At 71.7% G+C, this 20,868-nt stretch carries 20 protein-coding genes; 9 read left to right on the top strand and 11 right to left on the bottom strand.

Annotation, left to right across the window (positions count from 1 at the left end; genetic code table 11):
- Nucleotides 1–11: 11 nt before the first annotated feature.
- The 7 genes from ACGFZS_RS29020 to ACGFZS_RS29050 form a co-directional block, all read right to left on the bottom strand.
- The gene (locus ACGFZS_RS29020) at nucleotides 12–1,883 is read right to left on the bottom strand and encodes an ABC transporter ATP-binding protein (protein ID WP_393797588.1); all 1,872 of its coding nucleotides are present in this window, start codon (nucleotides 1,881–1,883) and stop codon (nucleotides 12–14) included.
- The gene (locus ACGFZS_RS29025) at nucleotides 1,840–1,998 is read right to left on the bottom strand and encodes a hypothetical protein (RefSeq protein ID WP_393797589.1); all 159 of its coding nucleotides are present in this window, start codon (nucleotides 1,996–1,998) and stop codon (nucleotides 1,840–1,842) included. The genes ACGFZS_RS29020 and ACGFZS_RS29025 overlap by 44 nt, the downstream gene beginning before the upstream one ends.
- A 155-nt stretch (nucleotides 1,999–2,153) precedes the next feature.
- Nucleotides 2,154–2,894 carry an FAD:protein FMN transferase gene (locus tag ACGFZS_RS29030; RefSeq protein WP_393797590.1) on the bottom strand — a complete coding sequence of 247 codons (741 nt, stop codon included), beginning with the start codon at nucleotides 2,892–2,894 and terminating at the stop codon, nucleotides 2,154–2,156.
- Nucleotides 2,895–2,949: 55 nt separating this feature from the next.
- Nucleotides 2,950–3,744 (bottom strand): FMN-binding protein, encoded by a 795-nt coding sequence (locus tag ACGFZS_RS29035; RefSeq protein ID WP_393797591.1) that lies wholly within the window; start codon nucleotides 3,742–3,744, stop codon nucleotides 2,950–2,952.
- Nucleotides 3,745–3,790: 46 nt separating this feature from the next.
- Nucleotides 3,791–5,173: a ferric reductase-like transmembrane domain-containing protein gene (locus ACGFZS_RS29040; RefSeq protein ID WP_393797592.1), complete on the bottom strand. Its 1,383-nt coding sequence runs from the start codon at nucleotides 5,171–5,173 to the stop codon at nucleotides 3,791–3,793.
- A gap of 59 nt (nucleotides 5,174–5,232) precedes the next feature.
- A complete protein-coding gene (locus ACGFZS_RS29045; protein ID WP_393797593.1) occupies nucleotides 5,233–5,736 on the bottom strand; it encodes an FMN-binding protein in 504 nt (167 codons plus the stop codon).
- Nucleotides 5,737–5,746: 10 nt separating this feature from the next.
- Nucleotides 5,747–7,105 carry a ferric reductase-like transmembrane domain-containing protein gene (locus ACGFZS_RS29050; protein ID WP_393797594.1) on the bottom strand — a complete coding sequence of 453 codons (1,359 nt, stop codon included), beginning with the start codon at nucleotides 7,103–7,105 and terminating at the stop codon, nucleotides 5,747–5,749.
- A 151-nt stretch (nucleotides 7,106–7,256) separates the two neighbouring features.
- Here ACGFZS_RS29050 and ACGFZS_RS29055 point away from each other — a divergent pair, with 151 nt between their 5' ends.
- Together ACGFZS_RS29055 and ACGFZS_RS29060 are read left to right on the top strand one after the other, a co-directional pair.
- A complete protein-coding gene (locus ACGFZS_RS29055; protein ID WP_359222658.1) occupies nucleotides 7,257–7,997 on the top strand; it encodes a response regulator transcription factor in 741 nt (246 codons plus the stop codon).
- Nucleotides 7,998–8,053: 56 nt separating this feature from the next.
- On the top strand, nucleotides 8,054–9,529 hold the full coding sequence (locus ACGFZS_RS29060; RefSeq protein WP_393797595.1) for a sensor histidine kinase: 1,476 nt from the start codon (nucleotides 8,054–8,056) through the stop codon (nucleotides 9,527–9,529).
- A gap of 25 nt (nucleotides 9,530–9,554) precedes the next feature.
- Here the strand turns inward: ACGFZS_RS29060 and ACGFZS_RS29065 are convergent, their stop codons facing one another.
- A complete protein-coding gene (locus tag ACGFZS_RS29065) occupies nucleotides 9,555–10,454 on the bottom strand; it encodes a LysR family transcriptional regulator (protein ID WP_393797596.1) in 900 nt (299 codons plus the stop codon).
- Nucleotides 10,455–10,616: 162 nt separating this feature from the next.
- Between ACGFZS_RS29065 and ACGFZS_RS29070 the strand changes: the two genes are divergently transcribed.
- Both ACGFZS_RS29070 and ACGFZS_RS29075 read left to right on the top strand, forming a co-directional pair.
- On the top strand, nucleotides 10,617–11,240 hold the full coding sequence (locus tag ACGFZS_RS29070; RefSeq protein ID WP_393797597.1) for an NADPH-dependent F420 reductase: 624 nt from the start codon (nucleotides 10,617–10,619) through the stop codon (nucleotides 11,238–11,240).
- Nucleotides 11,241–11,289: 49 nt separating this feature from the next.
- Nucleotides 11,290–12,231: an SDR family oxidoreductase gene (locus tag ACGFZS_RS29075; RefSeq protein WP_393797598.1), complete on the top strand. Its 942-nt coding sequence runs from the start codon at nucleotides 11,290–11,292 to the stop codon at nucleotides 12,229–12,231.
- Between the two features lie 10 nt (nucleotides 12,232–12,241).
- Here ACGFZS_RS29075 and ACGFZS_RS29080 read toward each other — a convergent pair whose 3' ends face one another.
- The 3 genes from ACGFZS_RS29080 to ACGFZS_RS29090 form a co-directional block, all read right to left on the bottom strand.
- On the bottom strand, nucleotides 12,242–12,946 hold the full coding sequence (locus ACGFZS_RS29080) for a L,D-transpeptidase (RefSeq protein WP_393797599.1): 705 nt from the start codon (nucleotides 12,944–12,946) through the stop codon (nucleotides 12,242–12,244).
- A gap of 3 nt (nucleotides 12,947–12,949) precedes the next feature.
- Entirely contained in the window at nucleotides 12,950–13,537 is a 588-nt protein-coding gene (locus ACGFZS_RS29085) for a pyridoxamine 5'-phosphate oxidase family protein (RefSeq protein ID WP_393797600.1), read from the bottom strand.
- A gap of 169 nt (nucleotides 13,538–13,706) precedes the next feature.
- Nucleotides 13,707–14,576, bottom strand: coding sequence for a hypothetical protein (locus ACGFZS_RS29090; protein ID WP_393661684.1), 870 nt, complete (start codon nucleotides 14,574–14,576; stop codon nucleotides 13,707–13,709).
- 189 nt (nucleotides 14,577–14,765) lie between these two features.
- Here ACGFZS_RS29090 and ACGFZS_RS29095 point away from each other — a divergent pair, with 189 nt between their 5' ends.
- The 5 genes from ACGFZS_RS29095 to ACGFZS_RS29115 all read left to right on the top strand — a co-directional run bounded on the left by ACGFZS_RS29095 (nucleotide 14,766) and on the right by ACGFZS_RS29115 (nucleotide 20,804).
- Complete coding sequence (locus ACGFZS_RS29095) at nucleotides 14,766–15,962, top strand: argininosuccinate synthase (RefSeq protein WP_393797601.1); 1,197 nt, start codon at nucleotides 14,766–14,768, stop codon at nucleotides 15,960–15,962.
- 99 nt (nucleotides 15,963–16,061) lie between these two features.
- Nucleotides 16,062–17,495: an argininosuccinate lyase gene (gene argH, locus ACGFZS_RS29100; protein WP_393797602.1), complete on the top strand. Its 1,434-nt coding sequence runs from the start codon at nucleotides 16,062–16,064 to the stop codon at nucleotides 17,493–17,495.
- A gap of 160 nt (nucleotides 17,496–17,655) precedes the next feature.
- A complete protein-coding gene (locus ACGFZS_RS29105; RefSeq protein WP_393797603.1) occupies nucleotides 17,656–18,627 on the top strand; it encodes an aldo/keto reductase in 972 nt (323 codons plus the stop codon).
- A gap of 102 nt (nucleotides 18,628–18,729) precedes the next feature.
- Nucleotides 18,730–19,281, top strand: a complete 552-nt coding sequence (locus ACGFZS_RS29110; RefSeq protein WP_393797604.1) for a TetR/AcrR family transcriptional regulator — start codon at nucleotides 18,730–18,732, stop codon at nucleotides 19,279–19,281.
- A complete protein-coding gene (locus ACGFZS_RS29115) occupies nucleotides 19,278–20,804 on the top strand; it encodes an MFS transporter (RefSeq protein ID WP_393797605.1) in 1,527 nt (508 codons plus the stop codon). The genes ACGFZS_RS29110 and ACGFZS_RS29115 overlap by 4 nt, the downstream gene beginning before the upstream one ends.
- The last annotated feature ends 64 nt before the right edge of the window (nucleotides 20,805–20,868 follow it).

A 20,868-nucleotide genomic window follows, 5' to 3' on the forward strand; every position in this document is an offset into this window, starting at 1 on the left:
AGCGGCGTCGCTCAGGACAGCACCGCGCCGCCCGCGTGCAGCCGGTGCAGCCGGGCGTACGGCCCCTCGTGCCCGAGCAGGTCCGTGTGCGCGCCGTCCTCGACGACCCGGCCGTGGTCGAGCACCACGATCCGGGTGGCGTCGCGGACGGTCAGCAGGTTGTGGGAGATGACGACGGTCGTCCGCCCGGCCATCAGCCGGCGCAGTGGATCCATGATCCGCCGCCCCGAGCGGACGTCGAGCCCCGTGGTCGGCTCGTCCAGCAGGAGCACCGGCGCGTCCCGGATCATCGCCCGCGCGATCGCCAGCCGCTGGCACTGTCCGCCGGAGAGCGTCCGGCCGCGCTGGCCGACCAGCGTGTCGTAGCCCTCCGGGAGCCGCTCGACGAACTCGTGCGCGTCCGCGGCACGGGCCGCCGCGACGATCTCCGCCTCCGTGGCCGCCGGCCGCCCGTAGGCGATGTTCTCCCGCACGGTGCCGTGGAAGACCAGCGTCTCCTGCAGCACCACCGCGACGCTCTCCCGCACGTCGGCGAGGGCCAGCTCGCGCAGATCGGTGCCGTCCAGGCGGACCGCGCCCCGGTCCGGGTCGTAGAACCGCAATTGAAGCTTCGCCACCGTGGACTTGCCCGCCCCGCTCGCCCCGACCAGCGCCAGCGTCTCCCCGGGCGCCACCCGGAAGGACACGTCCGACAGCGCCCAGGCCGCCGTACCGGGATAGCGGAACCACACCCCGTCGAACTCGACGGCACCGCGCGCCCGCCGGATCCGCCGGGCCCCCGCCGCCTCGGTCACCTGGGGCCGCTGGTCGAGCAGTTCGATGATCCGTTCCGCCGAGGCGGAGGCCGCGTAGAAGGTGGTGCCGAGCCCGGACAGCCCGTGCACCGGGCTGTACAGCTTGCCGATCAGCGCGAGGAACACCAGCAGGCCGCCGAGGCTCAGCTGGCCCTGGGCCAGCTTCCAGGTGCCCAGCCCCAGCACCGCGAGACCGCCCGCCGTCTCGACGAACTCCACGACGGGTCCGTACACGGCCCGGATCCGCGCCGAGGCCATCGCCGCCCGGAACCTGCCGAGGTTCTCCTGTTCGAACCGGCGCGCCTCCCAGCCCTGCCGGTTGTACGCCTGCACCAGCGCCACATTGCCGAGCGACTCCTCGGCGATCGCGCTCAGCGAACCGCTGCGTCGCCTGCGCTCCCGCGAGGCCTCCTTGACCAGCCGCGAGAAGTGCCGGGCGGAGCCCCAGAACAGCGGGACGACGAGAAGGGAGAGCAGGGTCAGGTCCCAGCTCAGGGAGAACAGCAGGCCGAGGAAGACACCGAGGTGGATCACGTAGTAGAGGGCGTCGGCGACCCCGGACAGCAGGAAGGCCTCCACCGCGTCGACATCGCCCGTGACCCGGGACAGCACGTCCCCGAGCCGCCGCCGCTCGAAGAAGCCGAGCGAGAGGCCCTGGAGATGCCGGAACACCTCGGAGCGCAGCGCGAGCAGGAAGTGTTCGCCGACCCAGGTGGAGGTCACGTCGTCGGCGTAGCGGAGTGCGCCGGAGCAGACGACGAGGCCCAGGCAGGCGGGCGCGATCCAGGCGAAGGGCCGCAGATCCCGGGTGACGAGGACGTCGTCGACGACGGTCTTGAAGAGCCAGAGTTCGGCGGCGTCGACGGCGGGGGAGGTCAGGCTCAGCAGGACGAGCGGCACGAGCCAGCGGCGGCCGCCGCGGGTGTACGGCCAGAACCGGCGGAACACCTCGCGCGGCGACACGGGGGGAGCGGCCGCCACCACGGCGTCGGCACGGAGCGGGCCGGCTCCCCCGGGGGTCGGCCCGCTCGGCCTTCCGATGCGGTCAGTAGCGGTCGTGGCCGTGGCCGTGGTGGTCGCCGTGGTCATGGCGGTGGTCGTCGTGGTCGTGACGGTGACCGTGGTGGTCGTCGTGCTCGTGGCCGTGGTGGTCGCCGTGGTCACGACGATGGTCGGCCGGCATGAGGTTGCTGAAGATGGCCATGTCGTTCCTCCTGGAACTTGCTTCACAGGAGGTACGGGTGAAGGGGGGGTTTGGATGGCCTTCTGGGGGATGAATCAGAAAAACTTCGCGTTGTGGGTCGGGTGCGGGCGGGTGGGGGCTGGTCGCGCAGTTCCCCGCGCCCCTGACGGGGCACGTCAGCCCAGACGCGCCGCAAGCCCCCCGGTGCACCGCACCTCGTCCCCCGCAGTGATCAGCAGTGCCTCCACCTCCGGCAGCGACTCCAGCCAGGACAGCCCCTCCCGCGAACCCATCGCGAAGGCCGCCGTGGCCCAGCAGTCCACCCATGTCAGGGCCGGACCCACGACCGTCACCGCCACCAGGTCCGTGACCGCGGACTTTCCCGTGCGGGGGTCGACGATGTGGGCGCCGCGCTCGGCCGTGCCCGACGTGGCCACCGCCAGTTCCGCGACGCCCGCCGCCGAGATGACCGCGGCCAGTCCGCCCGGCCGCAGCGGATCGGCGATGCCGACTCGCCAGGCGCGGGTGGGCTCGGGCGCGCCGTACATCTGGACGTCGCCGCCGCCGTTGACGCTGACGCCGGTGACCCCGGGCAGCAGGGAGAGCGAGCGGGCGGCCCGCTCGGCGGACCAGCCCTTCACGATCCCGGTGGGGTCGAGCCGGCCCCGGTAGCGCGTGCTGAACCAGCCGTCGCTCACCCGCTCCGCCTCGGCGGCCAGCTCCAGCACCTCGGCCACCTCGGGATCACAGGCGTCGACGTCGATCTCCTCGCGCGCCAGCCGGGAGACCTGGCTGTCCTCGCGGTAGGTGCTGAACACCTCGTCGACCCGGTGCAGATCGGCGACCGCCTCGTCGAGGGCCGCCCGTACCGCGTCCGGATCCCCGCCGCGGACGTCAAAGGAGAAGACAGTCCCCATGACCTCTTCCGCATGACGTACCGCGGCGGGAGCTTCCGCGGACTCCGCCACGGCCTCAACCACCGGCCTGGTCCAGCGCCGACTGCAGGGACTGCTTGTAGCCGGTGCTGGTGTAGGTGGCTCCGGAGACGGAGTCGATGTTGGCGTTGCCGGCCGCCACCGCCTCCTGGTTGAGCTTCGGGACGGACAGCGCGGTCTTCTGGTCGCTGGTGCCACCGCTGGGCGCCTGCACGGCCTCGGCCTTGGTGATCTTCCCGCCGGAGACCGTGATCCGGACCTGGACCGGCCCGTACTGGGTCTGCGCGACCTGCCCGGTCACCACCTTGGCCTGCGCGGACCCGGAGGACGAGCCCGAGGAGCCGGAGGACGAGGAGCCGGACGGCGTGGAGGCGGCCGCCTCCTTCATCTTGTCCAGTGCCGACTGCAGGGACTGCTTGTAGCCGGTGCTCGTGTACGTCGCCCCGGAGACGGAGTCGATGTTCGCGCTCTGCGCCGCCACCGTCTCCTTGTTGAGCTGGGGCACCGACAGCGCGGTCTTCTGGTCGCTGGTGCCGCCCTTGGGCGCCTGGATCGCCTCGGCCTGGGTGATCTTGCCGTTGGCCACGGTCAGCCGGACCTGCACGACCCCGTACTGCGTCTGGGTCGCGTCGCCGGTGACCGTGGTGGCCCCGGCGGCCCCGGTGCCGCCCTGTGGCGACTCCTGCCCGGCCGCCGCGGCCGACGGGGCCGCGCCCGCCGCCGACGCGGACGTGGGGTCCGACGACGGTTTCAGCGACAGCAGCAGCACGACGGCGGACACGGTTCCCGCGGTGGCCAGCACCACACGCCTGAGGGGGTGACTCTTCCTCATCGTTCCAGAACTCCCGATTCCCCTGGATTCCCTGAATTCCCGTCGCTCACATCTCGAACGACTCGTGATGGATGCGGCGGGCGGGAACCCCCGCGCCGCGCAGCGCTTCGTACACTCCCTGCGCGAACCCGGGCGGGCCGCACATGAAGACGTCGTGGTTGTCGATGTCCGGGATCTTCCGCTGGAGGTTCTCCGCGGAGATGTCGGGACGCTCGCCCTCCGGGCTGTTGACCGCGTACATCAGCCGCGCCCCGCGCTCGTTGGCGATCTTCGCGAGCTCGTCCCAGAGGGCCAGGTCCTGCGTGGTGTTGGCCCGGTAGAGCAGGGTCAGGTCGCCCGCGGCGCCGGGCAGCGTCTCGAACAGCGCCCGCATGGGCGTGATCCCGACGCCGCCCGCCACCAGCAGGACCTTGCCGCGGCTGCGCCGGGACGCGGTCATCGCCCCGTACGGCCCTTCGGCCCACACCTTGGTTCCGGGCCGTAGTTCGCGCAGCCGCGCGCTGTGGTCGCCGATCGCCTTGACGGTGATCCGCAACATGTCGGGGCGGGGTGCCGCCGACAGGGAGTACGGGTGCGAGCTGAACCGCATCCCGGGAGCCAGGAACCGCCAGCGGAAGAACTGGCCGGCCTCCGCGCCCATCCGGTGCAGCTTGCGCCCGCCGATCAGCACCGACACGATGCCGGGCGTCTCCTCGATGACCGCCTCGACCCGCATCCGGTGCCGCAGGTTGAGCCTGATCGGGGTGAGGATCCGGTACCAGACCACGAGCGCGGTGACGACGCCGTACAGCCCGTACCAGAAGGTCTTGGCGATCGGGGTGAGCGCGAAGTCGTTGCCGGTGGTGATCTGGTGCCAGAACGTCAGGAACACCGCCGCGTACGTCAGCAGGTGCACGTGGTACCAGGTGTCGTACGGCAGCCGGCGCCGGACCGGGCCGATCGAGGTCAGTCCGATCACGACGAACAGGCCGGTGCCGATGGCCGCCTTGCCCATGTCGGGCAGCTGGTTCACGGAGTCGATGGTCTGCTGGACGATGTCGTTCAGCGTCTTGCCGGCCTGCAGCGCGTATCCCCACATGATGAGGAACACGTGCGCGAAGACCAGGCAGAGGGTGTAGCGGCCGCTCATCGCGTGCCAGCGGGCGACGCGGTCGGAGCCGACCCGCCGCTCCAGCGCGGGCACCCGGGCCATCTGCAGCACGACGAGTGCCATCAGATAGCCGGCCAGCAGGCCGGTGATACGGCCCGCGTTGAGGATCTTGCCGTTCTGGTCGGCGATGGACGGGGTGTTGTGCCACCACAGCCAGAGCACGGCCGCCGCGCCCGCCCATACGGCGAGCAGCAGCGGAACGGCCGGGGAGCGGCGCGGGCGGATGCGGCGCATCGTCTGGCGGCGGGCGGCACGTCCGCCTGCGAGTGTGGTGGTCACGGTTCCTCCGTGGGGACTTGACCCTTGGCCCACAGATACGTGCCGCACAGCCTGAGTGTTCAGAGCCCCGCTGAGTCCAGCGCCGACTGGAGGGACTGCTGGTAGCCGTCGCTGGTGTAGGTGGCCCCGGAGACGGTGTCGATGTCCGCGCTCTGCGCCGCCAGCGCCTCGCTGCGCAGCTGCGGGACGGCGTAGCTGTTGATCTGCTGGTCGCGCGGATTCTCCGTCGGGTACTGCACCGCCGTGACGTCCGTGATCCTGCCGCCTTTGATGGTCACCTTCACCTGCACCGGACCCCAGCGGGTCTGCACGGTGTCCCCGGTGACGGTCTTGGTCCCGGTGCCCTTGGTGCTGCCACCGGAGCTCTTGGTGCTGCCACCGGTGCCGCTGGACGCCTCCGGTGCGGCGCTCGCGCTGCCGGACGGCGCCGGGGCCGCCGAGTCCGTCACCACGGTCGGGCCGGTGTGCGGCTTCAGCGCCAGCAGCAGCACGATCCCGGAGACGGTCGTGGCACTCGCCAGCAGGACGCGGCGCAGCGGACGGTTCTTGTTCAGTGCGTGCACAGCGGGGCCCTCACAGCTCGAACGACTCGTGGTGGATACGGCGGTCCGGCACCCCGGCGGCCCGCAGCGCGCCGTACACCTCCTGGGCGAAGCCGTGCGGGCCGCAGATGTACACGTCGTGCCCGGCGAGGCCGGGGAAGGTCGCCCGCAGCGCGTTCGCCGAGAGGTCGGGGCGCTCGCCGCGCGGCCCGTTGAGGGCGTACAGCACCCGGGCCCCGCGCCAGCGGGCTATCGCCTCCAGCTCGCCGCCGAGCGCCAGGTCCTCGGCGGTACGGGCCCGGTAGAGGAGGGTGACCTCGCCGGGCAGGGTCTCGAAGAGGGCCCGCAGCGGGGTGACCCCGACACCGGCCGCGATCAGCAGCGAGCGGTGGCTGGTGGCCCTGTCGGCGGTGAGCGAGCCGTAGGGGCCCTCCGCCCACACCCGGGTGCCGGGCCGCAGCAGCGACACGGCCGCGCTGTGGTCACCGAGCGCCTTGACCGTGATCCGCAGCAGATCGCCGCGCGGCGGCGCCGACAGGGAGTACGGCGTCGACGTCCAGCCCATCCCGTCGCCGCCGAAGAACCGCCAGCGGAAGAACTGCCCGGCCCGCGCGCCCAGTTCGCCGATCCGCCGCCCGCGCACCACGACCGAGTACACGCCGGGCGCCTCCTGCCGCACGGAGTCCACCCGCAGCCGGTGCCGGAGGTTGAGCCGCACCGGAGCCAGCACCCGGAACCACAGTACGAGGGCCGCGACCCCCAGGTACAGCGCGTACCAGAAGGCGGTGGCGACCGGCTTGCCGTTGAGGTCGTTGCCGAGCGCCAGCTGGTGGCCGAAGGCGAGGAAGACGGCCGCGTAGGTGAGGAGGTGGACGTAGTACCAGAACTCGTAGCCGGTACGACGGCGCACCGCGCGCACCGAGGTCACGCCCACCGCGAAGAGGATCAGCGTGCCTGCGGTGGCCTTGAGCATCTCCGGGTAGTGCAGGACGACGTCGACCGTCTCGCGGACCAGCGAGGCGTGGTCCTGGGCTGCGTACCCGGAGAGGATCAGCACGACGTGCGCGACCAGCAGACAGACCGTGTACCGCCCGGCCATCGCGTGCCACCGCGCGACCCGGTCGGAGCCGACCCGGACCTCAAGCAGCGGCACCCGGGCCATCAGACCGACCAGCACCGCGCAGGAGTACCCGCACAGCAGCCCCGCGATCCGCCCGGCCCCGGTCAGCCAGCCCGCCGCGCCGACGACCGAGCCGGTGTCCGACCACCACAGCAGGAGCACGGCCGCCGCTCCGGCCCACACCACGGCGAGCACGGCACCCGCGGGGGAGCGGCGCGTGGGCACGGCCGGCACGGCGGGGGCCGTATGCCGTTCGTCCACGGTCGTCATGAGTCGCGTCCTTTCTCCGTCCGGTGCCGCCACTGTGCAGCCCGAACTTCTGAGCAACCTCTCAGCGGCCGCCGGCTCAGCCGACTCAGAGCAAACTCAGAGGACCGGGAATCACCCCTCGTCACCCGGACGAGCGATGCTGGTAGACGCGATGAACACGACCCGCTCCGGCCGCCCGGCCCTCACCCGCCCCGACGGCACCCCGCTCCGCGTCCTCGTCGTCGACGACGACCCCGACCTCGCGGAGGTGCTCACCGGCGCCCTGCGCTACGAGGGCTGGCAGGTCCGCGCGGCCGGCGACGGCGCCACCGCGCTCACCACGGCTCGCGAGCTGCTGCCGGACGCGGTCGTCCTCGACGTGATGCTCCCCGACACCGACGGCTTCGCCGTGCTCCGCTCCCTGCACCAGGTCAAGCCGGACGTCTGCGTGCTCTTCCTCACCGCGCGGGACGCCGTCGAGGACCGGATCGCCGGCATCACCGCGGGCGGCGACGACTACGTCACCAAGCCCTTCAGCCTGGAGGAGGTCGTCGCCCGGCTGCGCGGCCTGCTGCGCCGGGCCGGCATGGCCCGCCAGCAGGAGGACGGCCCCCGGCTCACGGTCGGCGACCTCACCATGGACGAGGAGGCCCGCGAGGTCACCCGGGCCGGCGAACTGATCGAGCTCTCCCCGACCGAGTTCGAACTCCTCCGCTTCCTGATGCGCAACCCGCGCCGCGTCCTCAGCAAGGCCCAGATCCTCGACCGCGTCTGGTCGTACGACTTCGGGGGCCGCGCCCACGTCGTCGAGCTGTACATCTCCTACCTGCGCAAGAAGGTCGACGCCGGCCGCGAGCCCATGATCCACACCGTGCGCGGCGCGGGTTACGTCCTCAAGCCGGTGACCAGGTGAATCCCCTACGACGACGGCGGCCGGGGTCGCGGCTTCGGCACCTGCCCCGCCCCCGCATGCTCCGCATCCTCCGCATCCTCCGCATCCCCCGGACCCTCCGCGCCCGCCTCACCGCGGGCCTGGTCGTGCTGCTGGCGGTGAGCTGCGCGGCCGTGGGCGTCGCGGCGGTGGTCGAGCTGAACGGCTTCCTCACCGGCCGCCTGGACCAGCAGCTCCAGCAGAGCGGCCCGAGCTTTCCGCAGTCCCTCGAACACGGCAGGTACAAGCCCAGCGACCGGGACGGCGACGAGCACGGCGACACCCGCCGCCAGGCCTCCGGCACCTTCGGCGCGCGCCTGTTGAACGGCCGGGTCACCAACGCGGCCCTGATCCCGGCCGGCGACGACCCGGACCTCACCGTCGGCCTCACCACCCACGACCGGGCGGTCCTCGCCGGGCTGCCGGTGGACGGCAAGGGGCACTCGGTCCGCCTGCGGTCGATCGGCGACTACCGGCTCGTGGCCTGGACCGGCATCGACGGCGACGTCCTGATCACCGGTCTGCCCCTGGAGCCGGTACGGGCCACCGTGCACCGCCTGGAACTGGTCGCCGCCGCGGTCTTCGGCCTCGCCCTGGCCGTCGCCGGGGTGGCCGGCGCCCTCTGGGTCCGCTGGTCCCTGCGCCCCCTCAGCCGCGTCGCCGCGACCGCCACCCGGGTCAGTGAACTCCCGCTCGCCAGCGGCGAGGTGGCCCTGCCACCGCGCGCCCCCGACACGGACCCCCGCGGCGAGGTCGGCCAGGTGGCCACCGCCTTCAACCGCATGCTGGGCCATGTCGAGGACGCGCTCACCAAACGCCACGCCAGCGAGGAACGCCTGCGCAGCTTCGCGGCCGACGCCAGCCACGAGCTGCGCACCCCGGTCGCCTCGGTCCGCGGCCACGCGGAACTGGCCCTCCTCCACCCCGGCCCGGTACCCCCCGAGGTCACCCGCGCCCTGGACCGCATCGCCGCCGAGTCCTCCCGGATGGGCGAGATGGTCGACGACCTCCTGCTGCTGGCCCGCCTGGACGCCGGCCGCCCCCTGGAGAGCCACCCGGTCGACCTCACCCACCTGATCCTCGACGCGGTAACCGACGCGCGCGCCGCCGGCCCCGACCACCGCTGGACCCTCGACCTCCCCGAGGACCCGGTCACCGTCACCGGCGACACCCACCGCCTCCAACAGGTCCTCGCCAACCTCCTGGCCAACGCCCGCCTGCACACACCCGCGGGCACCGAGGTCACGGTGCTGCTGGAGGCGGAGGACGGCTCCGCGATCGTACGAGTCCACGACGACGGCCCCGGCATCCCGCAGGACATCCAGCCGGGCGTCTTCGAACGCTTCACCCGGGCCGAACACCGCCGCCGCGCGGACGCCCCCGGCGGGGGAGCGGGCCTCGGCCTGTCGATCGTGGCGGCGGTGGTGGAGGCACACGGGGGAACGGTGACCCTGGAGAGCCGCCCGGGCTCGACGACGTTCACCGTGGGACTTCCGCTCGGGTCACCCGCCTAGGGGTGCGACCAGCCGCTCACCACGGTCACCCGACATCGATTCCGCGCTGCCACATTTCGTAGTTTCCGCATTCCGCGGTGATGTCGGCCGTTGCCTGAGCCGCGGCGAGGAAGACGTCGACCAAGGGCGAGGTGCGCGATTCCGCCACGGCGAGGCAGACCTGTTCGGGCGCCAGATCAGGGACGGGCACATAACTGACTTCCGGATGTGAGTAGAACACCGTCGCCGAACGGGCCAGGAACGAGATGCCCCGGCCGGCCGCGACGTGCTCCAGCGTCTCGTCCACCCCGCGCACCAGGTACCCGGCGTTGGGGTGCGGGCGCCTGGTGGGCTGGGTGCCGGCGTCGGCATGCCAGACCAGCGGCTCGCCGGCCAGGTCGGCCTGGGCGATCCGCTCCCGGCCGGCCAGCCGGTGGCCGGCGGGCAGCACCGCCACCCGCGGCTCGGTGTACAGCGGGGTCACGCGCAGGCCGGCCTCGTCGATGGGCAGCCGCACATAGCCGATGTCGATGCGGCCGTCGAGCAGCATCGCGGCCTGGTCGTCCCATTCGACGCGCTGCACGTCCACCAGGACGTCCGGGTGCCGGTCGGCGAACAGCCGTACCGCCGGGGTGACCGCGATGCCCGCCCGGAAGCCGACCATGAGCCGCCGGCTGCCCCGCGCGGCCACGGTCACCCGGCGGCGGACCGCGTGCGCGGAGGCCAGCAGCGGGCCGGCGTCGGCCAGCAGTTGCCGGCCCGCGTCGGTCAGCGCCACGCCGTGGCGATCCCTGGTGAACAGCGAGGCGCCGAGATCCTGTTCCAGCGCGCGGATCTGGCGGCTGAGCACCGGCTGCGCGATGTGCAGCTCATCGGCGGCGCGGCCGAAGTGCAGCCTGTCGGCGACGGCGGCGAAGTAACGCAGCTTACGCAGGTCCAGATCCATGGAGCCTCCTGGTCCGGTGATGCCTTCAAGGTATCACCGCGACCGAAAGAGGTCTTGGACAGGAATTCAGGCCAATGGCATCTTGAATTCGGAAGAAGAATCCTGACCCCCTCTTCCGGGGAATTTCAGCAGGCTCGACAAAAAGAAAAGAGAGCTCAATTCATGAGTGGCATCACCCTCATCGGTACGGGGAACATGGCCCGTACCATCGGCACGCTGGCGGTCGCGGGCGGCAACACCGTCGAGGTCATGGGACGCGATCGGTCCAAGGCCGATGACCTGGCCAAGGCGCTCGGCGGCGGCGCGACGACGGGCGAGTGGGGCGCCGTCCCGGCCGGGGACATCGTCATCACGGCCCTGTTGTACGACGGCGTCGTGCCGGTCGTCGCCGAGTACGGAGAGGCCCTCGCGGGCAAGGTCATCGTCGACATCAGCAACCCCTTCAACGCCACGTTCGACGGACTGGCCCACGGCGAGGAGACCTCGGTCGCGCGGGAAGTCGCCAAGGTGGCTCCGGCCGGCGCCGGCGTGGTGAAGGCGTTCAACACCATCTTCCGCGGCGTCCTGGAGAAGGGCCGGCCGGACGTCTTCCTCGCCGGCGACGACGCGCGGGCCAAAGCGAGTGTGGCGGCATTCATCGAGACCCTCGGGCTGCGCCCGCTGGACGTCGGCGGCCTGGGGATGGCGCACTGGCTGGAAGGAATGGGCCTGGTCACGGTGGGCCTCGCCGGTAACGGGGTCGGCCACGGGGACTTCGCCCTCGGGGTCGACGAATTCACTGGCTGACAACTTCACTGGCTGACAACTTCACCGGCTGACAACAAGGAGCAGCGGCATGCGCGTCCTGGTCACTGGCGGAACCGGCCATTCCGGTTCGTACATCATCCCCGAGCTCATCGCGGCCGGGCACGAGGTCACCGGCCTGGCCCGGTCGGACAGGGCCGCGGCGGCGGTGTCCGCGCTCGGCGCGAAGGTGCGCCGCGGCGACCTCCGGGATCTCGAAGGGCTCAAGGAGGCGGCCGCGGACTCCGACGGCGTCGTCCACGTCGCGCACCGGCAGGACCTGCTTCCGTCCGGCGGGATGGACGCCGTGGCCGCCGCGGAGCTCCCGATCGTCCTCGCGTACGGCGAGGCACTCGCGGGAACCGGAAAGCCGCTGGTCGCGGCGGGAAGCATAGGCTCGCCCGGGAACGGGGGGAACCTGGGCCGGCCGGCCACCGAGGAGGACCCGGCCCTTCCCGCCGGCGATGAGCACAAGGGCACCCTGCGGGCTCGTAACGTCGTGGAAGCCGCCGTGGTCGGCCTCGCCGAGCGGGGCGTGCGGTCGTCGGTCGTACGGATTCCCCCCATCATGCACAGCACGACCGATGCCGGCTTCCTCCCCGCGCTGATCGCGGTCGCGAGGCAGAAGGGCTTCGCCGGCTACCCCGGGGACGGCGCGAACCGGTGGGGCGCCGTGCACGTCCGCGATGCCGCCTCGGTGTTCCGCGTGGCGCTGGAGAAGGGCCCGGCCGGCAGGTACTGGCACGCCGTCCAGGACGGGGGCATCCCGTTCCGGGAGATCGCCGAGGCCATCGGCGGCCGCCTGGGCCTCCCCGCCGTCAGCGTTCCCGTGGACGAACTGATGCTCCCGGGATACTTCGGGTTCCTCACGGCCGTGGTCACACTGGACCTCCCGGCGTCCAGCCTCATCACCCGCCGGACCCTCGGCTGGGAACCCGCCCGGCCCACCCTGCTCGCCGATCTGGCCAACGGCCACTACTTCCCGGCCGGCTGACGCACCCCTCTCAATACCGGGTGAGCGCCGTATCCCCGCCCGTCGTCCCGATGGCCATGTGCGGCGCCTTCCCGGGATCCGCCCACTGCAGGATCCGCCGCATCGCGTCCTCCGGCACCGACACGCACCCCGCCGTGGCCCCCGCCCCGTTGACGTGCAGGAAGATCCCGGCCCCCCGTCCCCGCACCGGCTTGTCGTAGTTGAACCCGATCACCAGCGCGTACGCGTACTGCGTCCCGTACGACGACAGCTTCTCCGCCTCCGTGGCACGGCAGTCGGACGGCAGCGGCTCCACCCAACGGTTGTAGGAGGCGGAGTCGTTGTCCTGGCACCACCACGAATCCGCCGTGACCGCCCGGTACTTGACGGTCGTCCCCGCCGGCGCCGCCTGGATGCCGAACCCGAACGGAAGGTCGTACAACCCCGTGGGGGTCGTGTTCGTACCCTGCTGCCGCGCGGCCCCCTCGACCAGCCCCTTCGCCCCGAACCGCGCGTCGGCGGACCCCGCCTTCACCCACTCCCCGTCCCGCCGCTCCCACCACGTCAGCGTCCCCGACGTCGAGTTGAGCGCGGACGCCTCCGCGGTGATCAGCTGGCTGCCGCCACCCGTGTCGGCCATCCGGGCGGGCAGCGGCGAGGCGTCCCCGTCCCCCGGTGCCGCGCCGAGCAGCAGCAGGGACGCGGACACAAGGGAGACGACGAAGCCTGGGCGCATGGCTCAGACGGTAGAGGGAGGCAGCGGCAACGGCAGCCCGGGTAGGCCATCCAGGCTCACCGCGATGTGCTCCTTGCGCTCGAAGTACGCGCTCAGCGACGCGTCGTCCTCGCGGGCGAACCGCTTCCCGTGCAGCTCGCGGTCGGCCTCGTACGCCATGTGGGGGACGGCGTAACCGCAGCTGTCCCGGACGAGTTCGGCGTGCACCACGATGATCGCGCGCAGGCCGTGCCGGGTGGGGTCGATGTCCGGGAAGCGGGCGAGGAGCTCCGGGAAGCGGGGGTCGTCGCGGAAGACCGCCTCGCCGCGGCCGTGCACCCGCACGATGTTCGGCGGCCCCTGGAAGGCGCACCACATCAGGGTGATCCGGCCGTTCTCCCGCAGATGGGCGATGGTCTCCGCGTTGGAACCGGCGAAGTCCAGGTAGGCCAGGGTGAGTTCGTCGATCACGACGAAGGAGCCCCGCAGTCCCTTGGGGGAGAGGTTGACCGTGCCGTCGCCCGCGAGCGGGGCGGTGGCGGTGAAGAAGACGGGCTGTTCCTCGATGAACGTGCGGAGCCTGCCGTCGATGCGCTCATAGGTCTTTCCCATACCTCGGAATTGTCCGCGCGATTACTTCACGCGTCTGAGGAATTCCGCGATACGGACGAGACGAGACGAGAGGGGGCGGGGCGGGCCAGGACAGGTCCGTCCCGGCCGGGCCCCACTGTGGCCGCCCCGGCCGGCGCTGTACACGGGGCGGCCACAGCTGCCTGTCACGTCACTTGGTGAGCGTGCAGGCGGCCAGGGAGTCGAGGCCGGTCGGCTTGGTCGACGTCCGGCCGATCGCGATGGCGATCCGGTCGATCGTCGACTTCCGCTTGTCCGCCAGCGGGCCGAGGATCGCGTTCTGCACGAAGTTCGGGCCGCCCTGTCCGACCGTGCTCTGGAGCCGGTTGTTGGCCTCGTCGATCTGCGTCTGGAGCAGCGTGAGGTTGCGGGTGACCTCGGCCTGCGCGGAGGCGGGGATCGCCGGCAGCTGGGAGGCGACGTCCGGGCAGGTGATCGTGCCCACCGCGCTGCCGGCCGCGGTGCCGGTGCTGCCCGTCGACTGCTGCTGGGTCGCCGCCGTGCTCGGCGTGGCCGAGGCGGAGGCCGCGCCGGTCGCGGTCCCGCTGCCGGTGTTCGTGCTCGTCCCGCTCGCGTTCAGGGTGCACGGAGCCAGCGAGTCCAGGCCGGTCGGCTTGGCGGCCGTCCGGCCGATCGCGGTCGCGATCCGGTTGATGGTCGCGACCCGCTTGTCCTTGAGGGGACCGAGGATCGCGTTGTTCACGAAGTTCGGCCCACCCTGGCCCACGGTGTCGACCAGCCGCTTGTTGGCCTCCTGGATCTGCGTCTGCAGGAGCGTGAGGTTTCTGTCGACCTCGGCCTTCGCGGTGGCGGGGATCGCCGGCAGCTGGGAGGCCACGTCCGGGCAGGTGATCGTGCCGGGCGAGGCCGCGAGGGTGCGGGCATTGCTGGTGTCGCTGCTCTTGTCCGGCGTCCCGGCGAGGGCCGAACCGGCGATGACCGCACCGGACAGCGCCACGGCGGCGGCGCCGCCGATGAACACGACACGACGCTTGTTGTACTTCGGAAGGGCCCTGGACATGCGGATGCCTCACTTGGGTCAGAGGTGGGTTTACAAACGCGGCGCCAGCGTTCAGGCATGGGTACGAGTAAGCGGTTTCGTTTGTTCAAACCTTTTTCACATCGGTCCGCCGAACCCGGTCGGATTGACGAATCATGCATAACTCTGCATACTCATGCATAGTGAGCGGATGTACGGGAGGAGGGACCCATGACCGAGCGCGTCGTGCTCGCCTACTCGGGCGGCCTGGACACCTCCGTCGCCATCGGCTGGATCGCCGAGGAGACGGACGCCGAGGTCATCGCCGTCGCGGTGGACGTCGGCCAGGGCGGCGAGGACCTGGACGCCATCCGCAAGCGCGCCCTCGCGTGCGGCGCGGTCGAGGCCGAGGTCGCCGACGCCAGGGACGAGTTCGCCGAGGAGTACTGCCTCCCCGCGATCAAGGCGAACGCCCTCTACATGGACCGCTACCCGCTGGTCTCCGCCCTCTCCCGGCCGGCCATCGTCCAGCACCTGGTCGCCGCCGCCCGCAAGCACGGCGCCACGACGGTCGCCCACGGCTGCACCGGCAAGGGCAACGACCAGGTCCGCTTCGAGGCCGGCATCGTCGCCCTCGCCCCCGACCTCAGGTGCGTCGCCCCGGTCCGCGACTACGCGATGACCCGCGACAAGGCCATCGCCTTCTGCGAGGCGAAGCACCTCCCGATCGCCACCACCAAGAAGTCCCCGTACTCCATCGACCAGAACGTCTTCGGCCGCGCTGTCGAGACCGGCTTCCTCGAAGACATCTGGAACGGCCCGATCGAGGACATCTACGAGTACACGCAGAACCCGGCCACCCCGCGCGAGGCCGACGAGGTGGTCATCACCTTCGAGGCGGGCGCCCCGGTCGCCCTCGACGGCAAGCCGGTCACCGTCCTCCAGGCGATCCAGGAACTCAACGAACGCGCCGGCGCCCAGGGCGTCGGCCGGATCGACATGGTCGAGGACCGCCTGGTCGGCATCAAGTCCCGCGAGGTGTACGAGGCCCCCGGCGCGATCGCCCTCATCACCGCCCACCAGGAGCTGGAGAACGTCACCGTCGAGCGCGAACTCGCCCGCTACAAGCGTCAGGTGGAGCAGCGATGGGGCGAACTCGTCTACGACGGCCAGTGGTTCTCCCCGCTCAAGCGCGCCCTGGACGGCTTCGTCAACGAGGCGAACCAGCACGTCACCGGAGACATCCGGATGACGCTCCACGGCGGTCGCGCGGTCGTCACCGGCCGCCGTTCCGACAGCTCCCTCTACGACTTCAACCTCGCCACCTACGACACCGGCGACACCTTCGACCAGGCCGCGGCCAAGGGCTTCATCGACATCTACAGCCTGTCGTCGAAGATCGCCGCACGGCGTGACCTGCGGGCGTAGCCCGACGTGACCTGTCCTGAGCAGTAACGTGACGACCGCCTCCCCGTTCATGGCCGGGGAGGCGGTGCCACATCCGGATCTCTTCTAGGAGCAACGCAAGTGAGCAGCAACAGCGGTGACGTTCGGCTCTGGGGCGGCCGTTTCGCCGACGGTCCCGCCGAGGCCCTGGCGAAGCTGTCCGCGTCCGTCCACTTCGACTGGCGGCTGGCGCCCTACGACATCGCCGGTTCGCGTGCCCACGCGCGCGTGCTGCACAAGGCCGGGCTGCTCACCGAGGACGAACTGACCCGCATGATCGCCGGCCTCGACCGGCTCGAAGCCGACGTCGCCGACGGCTCCTTCGTGGGCACGATCGCCGACGAGGACGTCCACACCGCCCTGGAGCGCGGCCTCCTGGAGCGCCTCGGCCCCGACCTCGGCGGCAAGCTCCGCGCCGGCCGCTCCCGCAACGACCAGGTCGCCACCCTCTTCCGGATGTACCTCCGGGACCACGCCCGCGTCATCGGCGGCCTGATCGCCGACCTCCAGGACGCCCTGGTCGGCCTGGCGGAGGCCCACCCGGACGTGGCGATGCCCGGCCGCACCCACCTCCAGCACGCCCAGCCGGTCCTCTTCGCCCACCACGTCCTGGCCCACGTCCAGTCCCTGTCCCGGGACGCGGAGCGGCTGCGCCAGTGGGACGAGCGCACGGCCGTCTCCCCGTACGGCTCCGGCGCCCTCGCCGGCTCCTCCCTCGGCCTGGACCCGGAGGCGGTGGCGAAGGACCTCGGCTTCGAGCACGGCAGCTCCGCGAACTCCATCGACGGCACGGCCTCCCGCGACTTCGTCGCCGAGTTCGCCTTCATCACCGCGATGATCGGCGTGAACCTCTCCCGGATCGCGGAGGAGGTCATCATCTGGAACACGAAGGAGTTCTCCTTCGTGACCCTGCACGACGCGTTCTCCACCGGCTCGTCGATCATGCCGCAGAAGAAGAACCCCGACATCGCGGAGCTGGCCCGCGGCAAGTCCGGCCGCCTGATCGGCAACCTGACCGGCCTCATGGCCACCCTCAAGGCCCTCCCGCTCGCCTACAACCGCGACCTCCAGGAGGACAAGGAGCCGGTCTTCGACTCCTGTGACCAGCTGGAGGTCCTGCTCCCCGCCTTCACCGGCATGATGGCCACCCTCACCGTCCACCGCGAGCGCATGGAGGAACTGGCCCCGGCCGGCTTCTCCCTCGCCACCGACATCGCCGAGTGGCTGGTCAAGCAGGGCGTCCCGTTCCGGGTGGCCCACGAGGTGGCCGGCGAGTGCGTCAAGGCGGCAGAGGCCGAGAACAAGGAACTCGACCAGCTGACCGACGACCAGTTCGCCAAGATCTCCGCCCACCTGACCCCCGAGGTCCGCTCCGTCCTCAACGTCCCCGGCGCCCTCGCCTCCCGCAACGGCAGGGGCGGTACGGCGCCGAGCGCGGTGGCGATCCAGCTGGCGGAGGTCAAGGCGAACCTGGCGCAGCAGCACGAGTGGGCCGAAGCCAAGAAGCAGGCGTAAGGGCAGCGCCCCGTCAGGGGCGCGGGGAACTGCGCGACCAGCCCCCACCCACCCGCACCCGCAAACGCACCGAACCCCCCGAGCTGAACGGCGACCCAAAGGTCATCGCGGGTTACGTTGGTCAAAGTCCTGTCCAAGGCCGACCGAAACGGAACCCGCGATGCCCTTCGCCCGACTGGCAACAGCCACAACCCCCACCTGCCACATCGGCCTAGGCCTCGCCGCGGTCGGCCGCCCCGGCTACATCAACCTCAACCGCGACGAGGACCTCGGAGAGCACCGCACGGTAGAAGCCCTCCGCACCCGCACCCACGAACTCCTCGACGCCGCCTACGCCCAGGGCGTCCGTTACTTCGACGTGGCCCGCTCCTACGGCCGCTCCGAGGAGTTCCTCGCCGACTGGCTGACCGCCCACCCCGACCTCACCGACGTGGTCGTCGGCAGCAAGTGGGGCTACACCTACACCGCCGACTGGACCACGGACGCCGAGAAACACGAGGTCAAGGACCACAGCCTCGCGACCTACGACCGTCAGCGCGCCGAGTCCGCCGCACTCCTCGGCGACCGCCTGGACCTCTACCAGATCCACTCGGTGACTCCGGACAGCCCCGCCCTCACCGACAAGGAACTCCACGCCCGCCTCGCCGAAGCGGCGGCGACCGGCCTCACCCTCGGCTTCTCCACCAGCGGCCCCGCCCAGGCGGACGCGATCCGCGCCGCCCTCGCGATCACGGTCGACGGCGAGCCCCTCTTCCGTACCGTCCAGTCGACGTACAACGCCCTGGAGACCTCGGCGGGTCCCGCCCTCGCCGAGGCGCACGACGCCGGACTGACGGTGATCGTGAAGGAGGGGATGGCCAACGGCCGGCTGGCCGCCCCGCACGCCCCCGACGCCCTGCGGACCGTGGCCGAGCAGACCGGCCTGGGCTGCGACGCCGTCGCCCTCGCCGTCGTCCTCTGTCAGCCCTGGGCCGGCGTCGTCCTCTCCGGCGCGGCGACCCTCACCCAGCTCGCCTCCAACCTGCACGCGGCCGCCGTCGACCTCGACGAGGACCAGTTGACCCGCCTGGCCGCCCTGGCCGAGGACCCGCGGACCTACTGGGAGCGCCGCGGCAGCCTGCCCTGGCACTGACCCGAAACGGGACCTGACCCGAAACCGGACCTGACCCGCCTCCTCTGAATCACACATGCCCACTGTGAGACAAAGATGTCTCACATGGGCTACTCTTGTCTCATGGCCCTCGACCGTGACCATGTGCTCCGCAGCGCGGCCGCCCTGCTGACCCGCAAATCCACCGCGACCATGGACGAGGTCGCCAAGGCCGCCGGGATCAGCCGGGCCACCCTGCACCGGCACTTCGCCGGGCGGGACGCGCTCGTCCGCGCGCTGGAGGCGCTCGGTATCGAGGAGTGCGAGGCGGCCCTGGACGCGGCCCGGCTGGACGAGGGCCCGGCGGACGACGCCGTGCACCGCCTGGTCCGCGAGATCGAACCGGCCGCCGCCCTGCTGGCCTTCCTCTACACCGAGAACCAGCTCTTCGAGGGCGACGGGCAGAACGAGGGCTGGAGCCGGATCGACGACCGCATCGCGGCGCTCTTCCGGCGCGGCCAGCGCGGCGGCGAGTTCCGTATCGACCTCACACCCGCCTGGCTCACCGAGGCGCTCTACGGCCTGCTGGCCTCCGGCGCCTGGGCGGTCTCCGAAGGCCGCGTCGCCCCCAAGGACTTCACCTACATGATCGTCGAGCTGCTGCTCGGCGGCGCACGAAGAAGAGAGGAATCATGAGCAGCACCCTGCGGCCGGCGCATGTCGCGGAGGCGGAGGAGAAGCGTCCGGGCCGCTGGCTCGCGCTCTCCGTCCTCGTGCTGGCCGTGCTGCTGGTGGCCGTCGACGCGACCGTCCTCGGCCTCGCGACCCCCTACATCAGCGAAGACCTCCGGCCCACCGGCACCCAGCTGCTCTGGATCGGTGACGTCTACTCGTTCGTCATCGCCGGTCTGCTGGTCTCCATGGGCAGCCTCGGCGACCGCATCGGCCGCAAGCGGATCCTGCTGGTCGGCGCGACGGCGTTCGGCGCGATATCCGTCCTGAACGCCTATGCGACGACCCCCGGCATGATGATCGCGGCCCGCGCCCTGCTGGGCGTCGCGGGCGCGACCCTGATGCCCGCCACCCTCGCCCTGATCCGCAACCTCTTCCACGACCCGCGCGAGCGCAGCCTCGCCGTCGGCATCTGGGGCGCCACCGCCTCCGCCGGTACGGCCGTCGGCCCGATCGTGGGCGGTTTCCTGCTCGAACACTTCTGGTGGGGTTCGGTCTTCCTCATCAACCTGCCGGTGATGGTGGTCCTGGTCCTCGTCGGCATCAGGACGCTCCCCGAGTCCCGCAACCCGGACCCCGGCCCCTGGGACCTGATCAGCGTCGTCCTGTCGCTGGTCGGCATGATCGCGGTCGTCTACGCGGTGAAGGAGGCCGCCGCCCACGGCCTCACCGCGGTGACCGCGGCCACCGCCCTGCTCGGTGCCGCCGCCCTCTACGGGTTCGTCCGCCGTCAGCTCACCATGCCCAAGCCCCTGTTGGACATGCGCCTGTTCCGCGGGCGCGGCTTCAGCGGGGCGGTCCTGGCCGACCTGCTGACCGTGCTCGGCATGTCCGGCCTGGTGTTCTTCCTCTCGCAGTACCTGCAACTGGTCCAGGGCAGGCCCCCGTTCGAGGCGGGTCTGGCCGAACTCCCGGCCGCCGTGGGCGCGGTGGCGGCGGGGCTGGTGGCCGGCCGGGCGGCCCGCCGCTACTCGGTGCGGGCGGTGGTCTCCGGCGGCCTGGCGGCCGTCGGCGTGGCCCTCGCGGCGCTGACCACCCTCTCCCAGTCCACCGGCTACCCGATCCTCGGCGCCGCCCTCCTGGTGGTCGGCGTCGGCGCGGGCTTCTCCTTCACGGTCACCGCGGACGTCATCCTCTCCAGCGTCCCCAAGGACCAGGCGGGCGCCGCCTCGGCGGTCTCCGAGACGGCGTACGAACTGGGCGCGGCCCTGGGCATCGCCCTGCTCGGCTCGATCGTCATGGGCGTCTACCGCGACTTCACGGCCCCGCCGGGCACCCCGGCCGCCGCCCGCGAATCCCTGGGCGCGGCCCTGGAGGCGTCGAAGACCATGCCGGCACCCACGGCGACGGAGATGCTGGCAGCGGCCCGTGACTCCTTCACCCACGGCCTCCACCTGGCCTCGGGCGCGGGCGCCGCGGTCCTCCTGGCCACGGCGGTGGCAGCGTGGTTCCTGCTCAAGGGGCAGAAACTGGAAAGCGCCGCGTAGGCGCAACCCCCTGGGGGCGCGGGGAACTGCGCGACCAGCCCCCACGCACCCGCCCCCGAAAGAC

Origin of the sequence: Streptomyces sp. NPDC048288 (assembly GCF_043201555.1) — a bacterium.
Lineage (GTDB): Bacteria > Actinomycetota > Actinomycetes > Streptomycetales > Streptomycetaceae > Streptomyces.

Excerpts from the sequence above, each read along its gene's own strand:
- ACGFZS_RS29080 (WP_393797599.1), bottom strand. The coding sequence starts at position 12,946 with ATGCGCCCAGGCTTCGTCGTCTCCCTTGTGTCCGCGTCCCTGCTGCTG.
- ACGFZS_RS29105 (WP_393797603.1), top strand. The coding sequence starts at position 17,656 with ATGCCCTTCGCCCGACTGGCAACAGCCACAACCCCCACCTGCCACATC.
- ACGFZS_RS29030 (WP_393797590.1), bottom strand. The coding sequence starts at position 2,894 with ATGGGGACTGTCTTCTCCTTTGACGTCCGCGGCGGGGATCCGGACGCG.
- ACGFZS_RS29090 (WP_393661684.1), bottom strand. The coding sequence starts at position 14,576 with ATGTCCAGGGCCCTTCCGAAGTACAACAAGCGTCGTGTCGTGTTCATC.
- ACGFZS_RS29075 (WP_393797598.1), top strand. The coding sequence starts at position 11,290 with ATGCGCGTCCTGGTCACTGGCGGAACCGGCCATTCCGGTTCGTACATC.
- ACGFZS_RS29050 (WP_393797594.1), bottom strand. The coding sequence starts at position 7,105 with ATGACGACCGTGGACGAACGGCATACGGCCCCCGCCGTGCCGGCCGTG.
- ACGFZS_RS29110 (WP_393797604.1), top strand. The coding sequence starts at position 18,730 with ATGGCCCTCGACCGTGACCATGTGCTCCGCAGCGCGGCCGCCCTGCTG.
- ACGFZS_RS29055 (WP_359222658.1), top strand. The coding sequence starts at position 7,257 with ATGAACACGACCCGCTCCGGCCGCCCGGCCCTCACCCGCCCCGACGGC.
- ACGFZS_RS29060 (WP_393797595.1), top strand. The coding sequence starts at position 8,054 with ATGCTCCGCATCCTCCGCATCCTCCGCATCCCCCGGACCCTCCGCGCC.
- ACGFZS_RS29020 (WP_393797588.1), bottom strand. The coding sequence starts at position 1,883 with ATGACCACGGCGACCACCACGGCCACGGCCACGACCGCTACTGACCGC.
- ACGFZS_RS29025 (WP_393797589.1), bottom strand. The coding sequence starts at position 1,998 with ATGGCCATCTTCAGCAACCTCATGCCGGCCGACCATCGTCGTGACCAC.
- ACGFZS_RS29115 (WP_393797605.1), top strand. The coding sequence starts at position 19,278 with ATGAGCAGCACCCTGCGGCCGGCGCATGTCGCGGAGGCGGAGGAGAAG.
- ACGFZS_RS29085 (WP_393797600.1), bottom strand. The coding sequence starts at position 13,537 with ATGGGAAAGACCTATGAGCGCATCGACGGCAGGCTCCGCACGTTCATC.
- ACGFZS_RS29035 (WP_393797591.1), bottom strand. The coding sequence starts at position 3,744 with ATGAGGAAGAGTCACCCCCTCAGGCGTGTGGTGCTGGCCACCGCGGGA.
- ACGFZS_RS29065 (WP_393797596.1), bottom strand. The coding sequence starts at position 10,454 with ATGGATCTGGACCTGCGTAAGCTGCGTTACTTCGCCGCCGTCGCCGAC.
- ACGFZS_RS29070 (WP_393797597.1), top strand. The coding sequence starts at position 10,617 with ATGAGTGGCATCACCCTCATCGGTACGGGGAACATGGCCCGTACCATC.
- ACGFZS_RS29095 (WP_393797601.1), top strand. The coding sequence starts at position 14,766 with ATGACCGAGCGCGTCGTGCTCGCCTACTCGGGCGGCCTGGACACCTCC.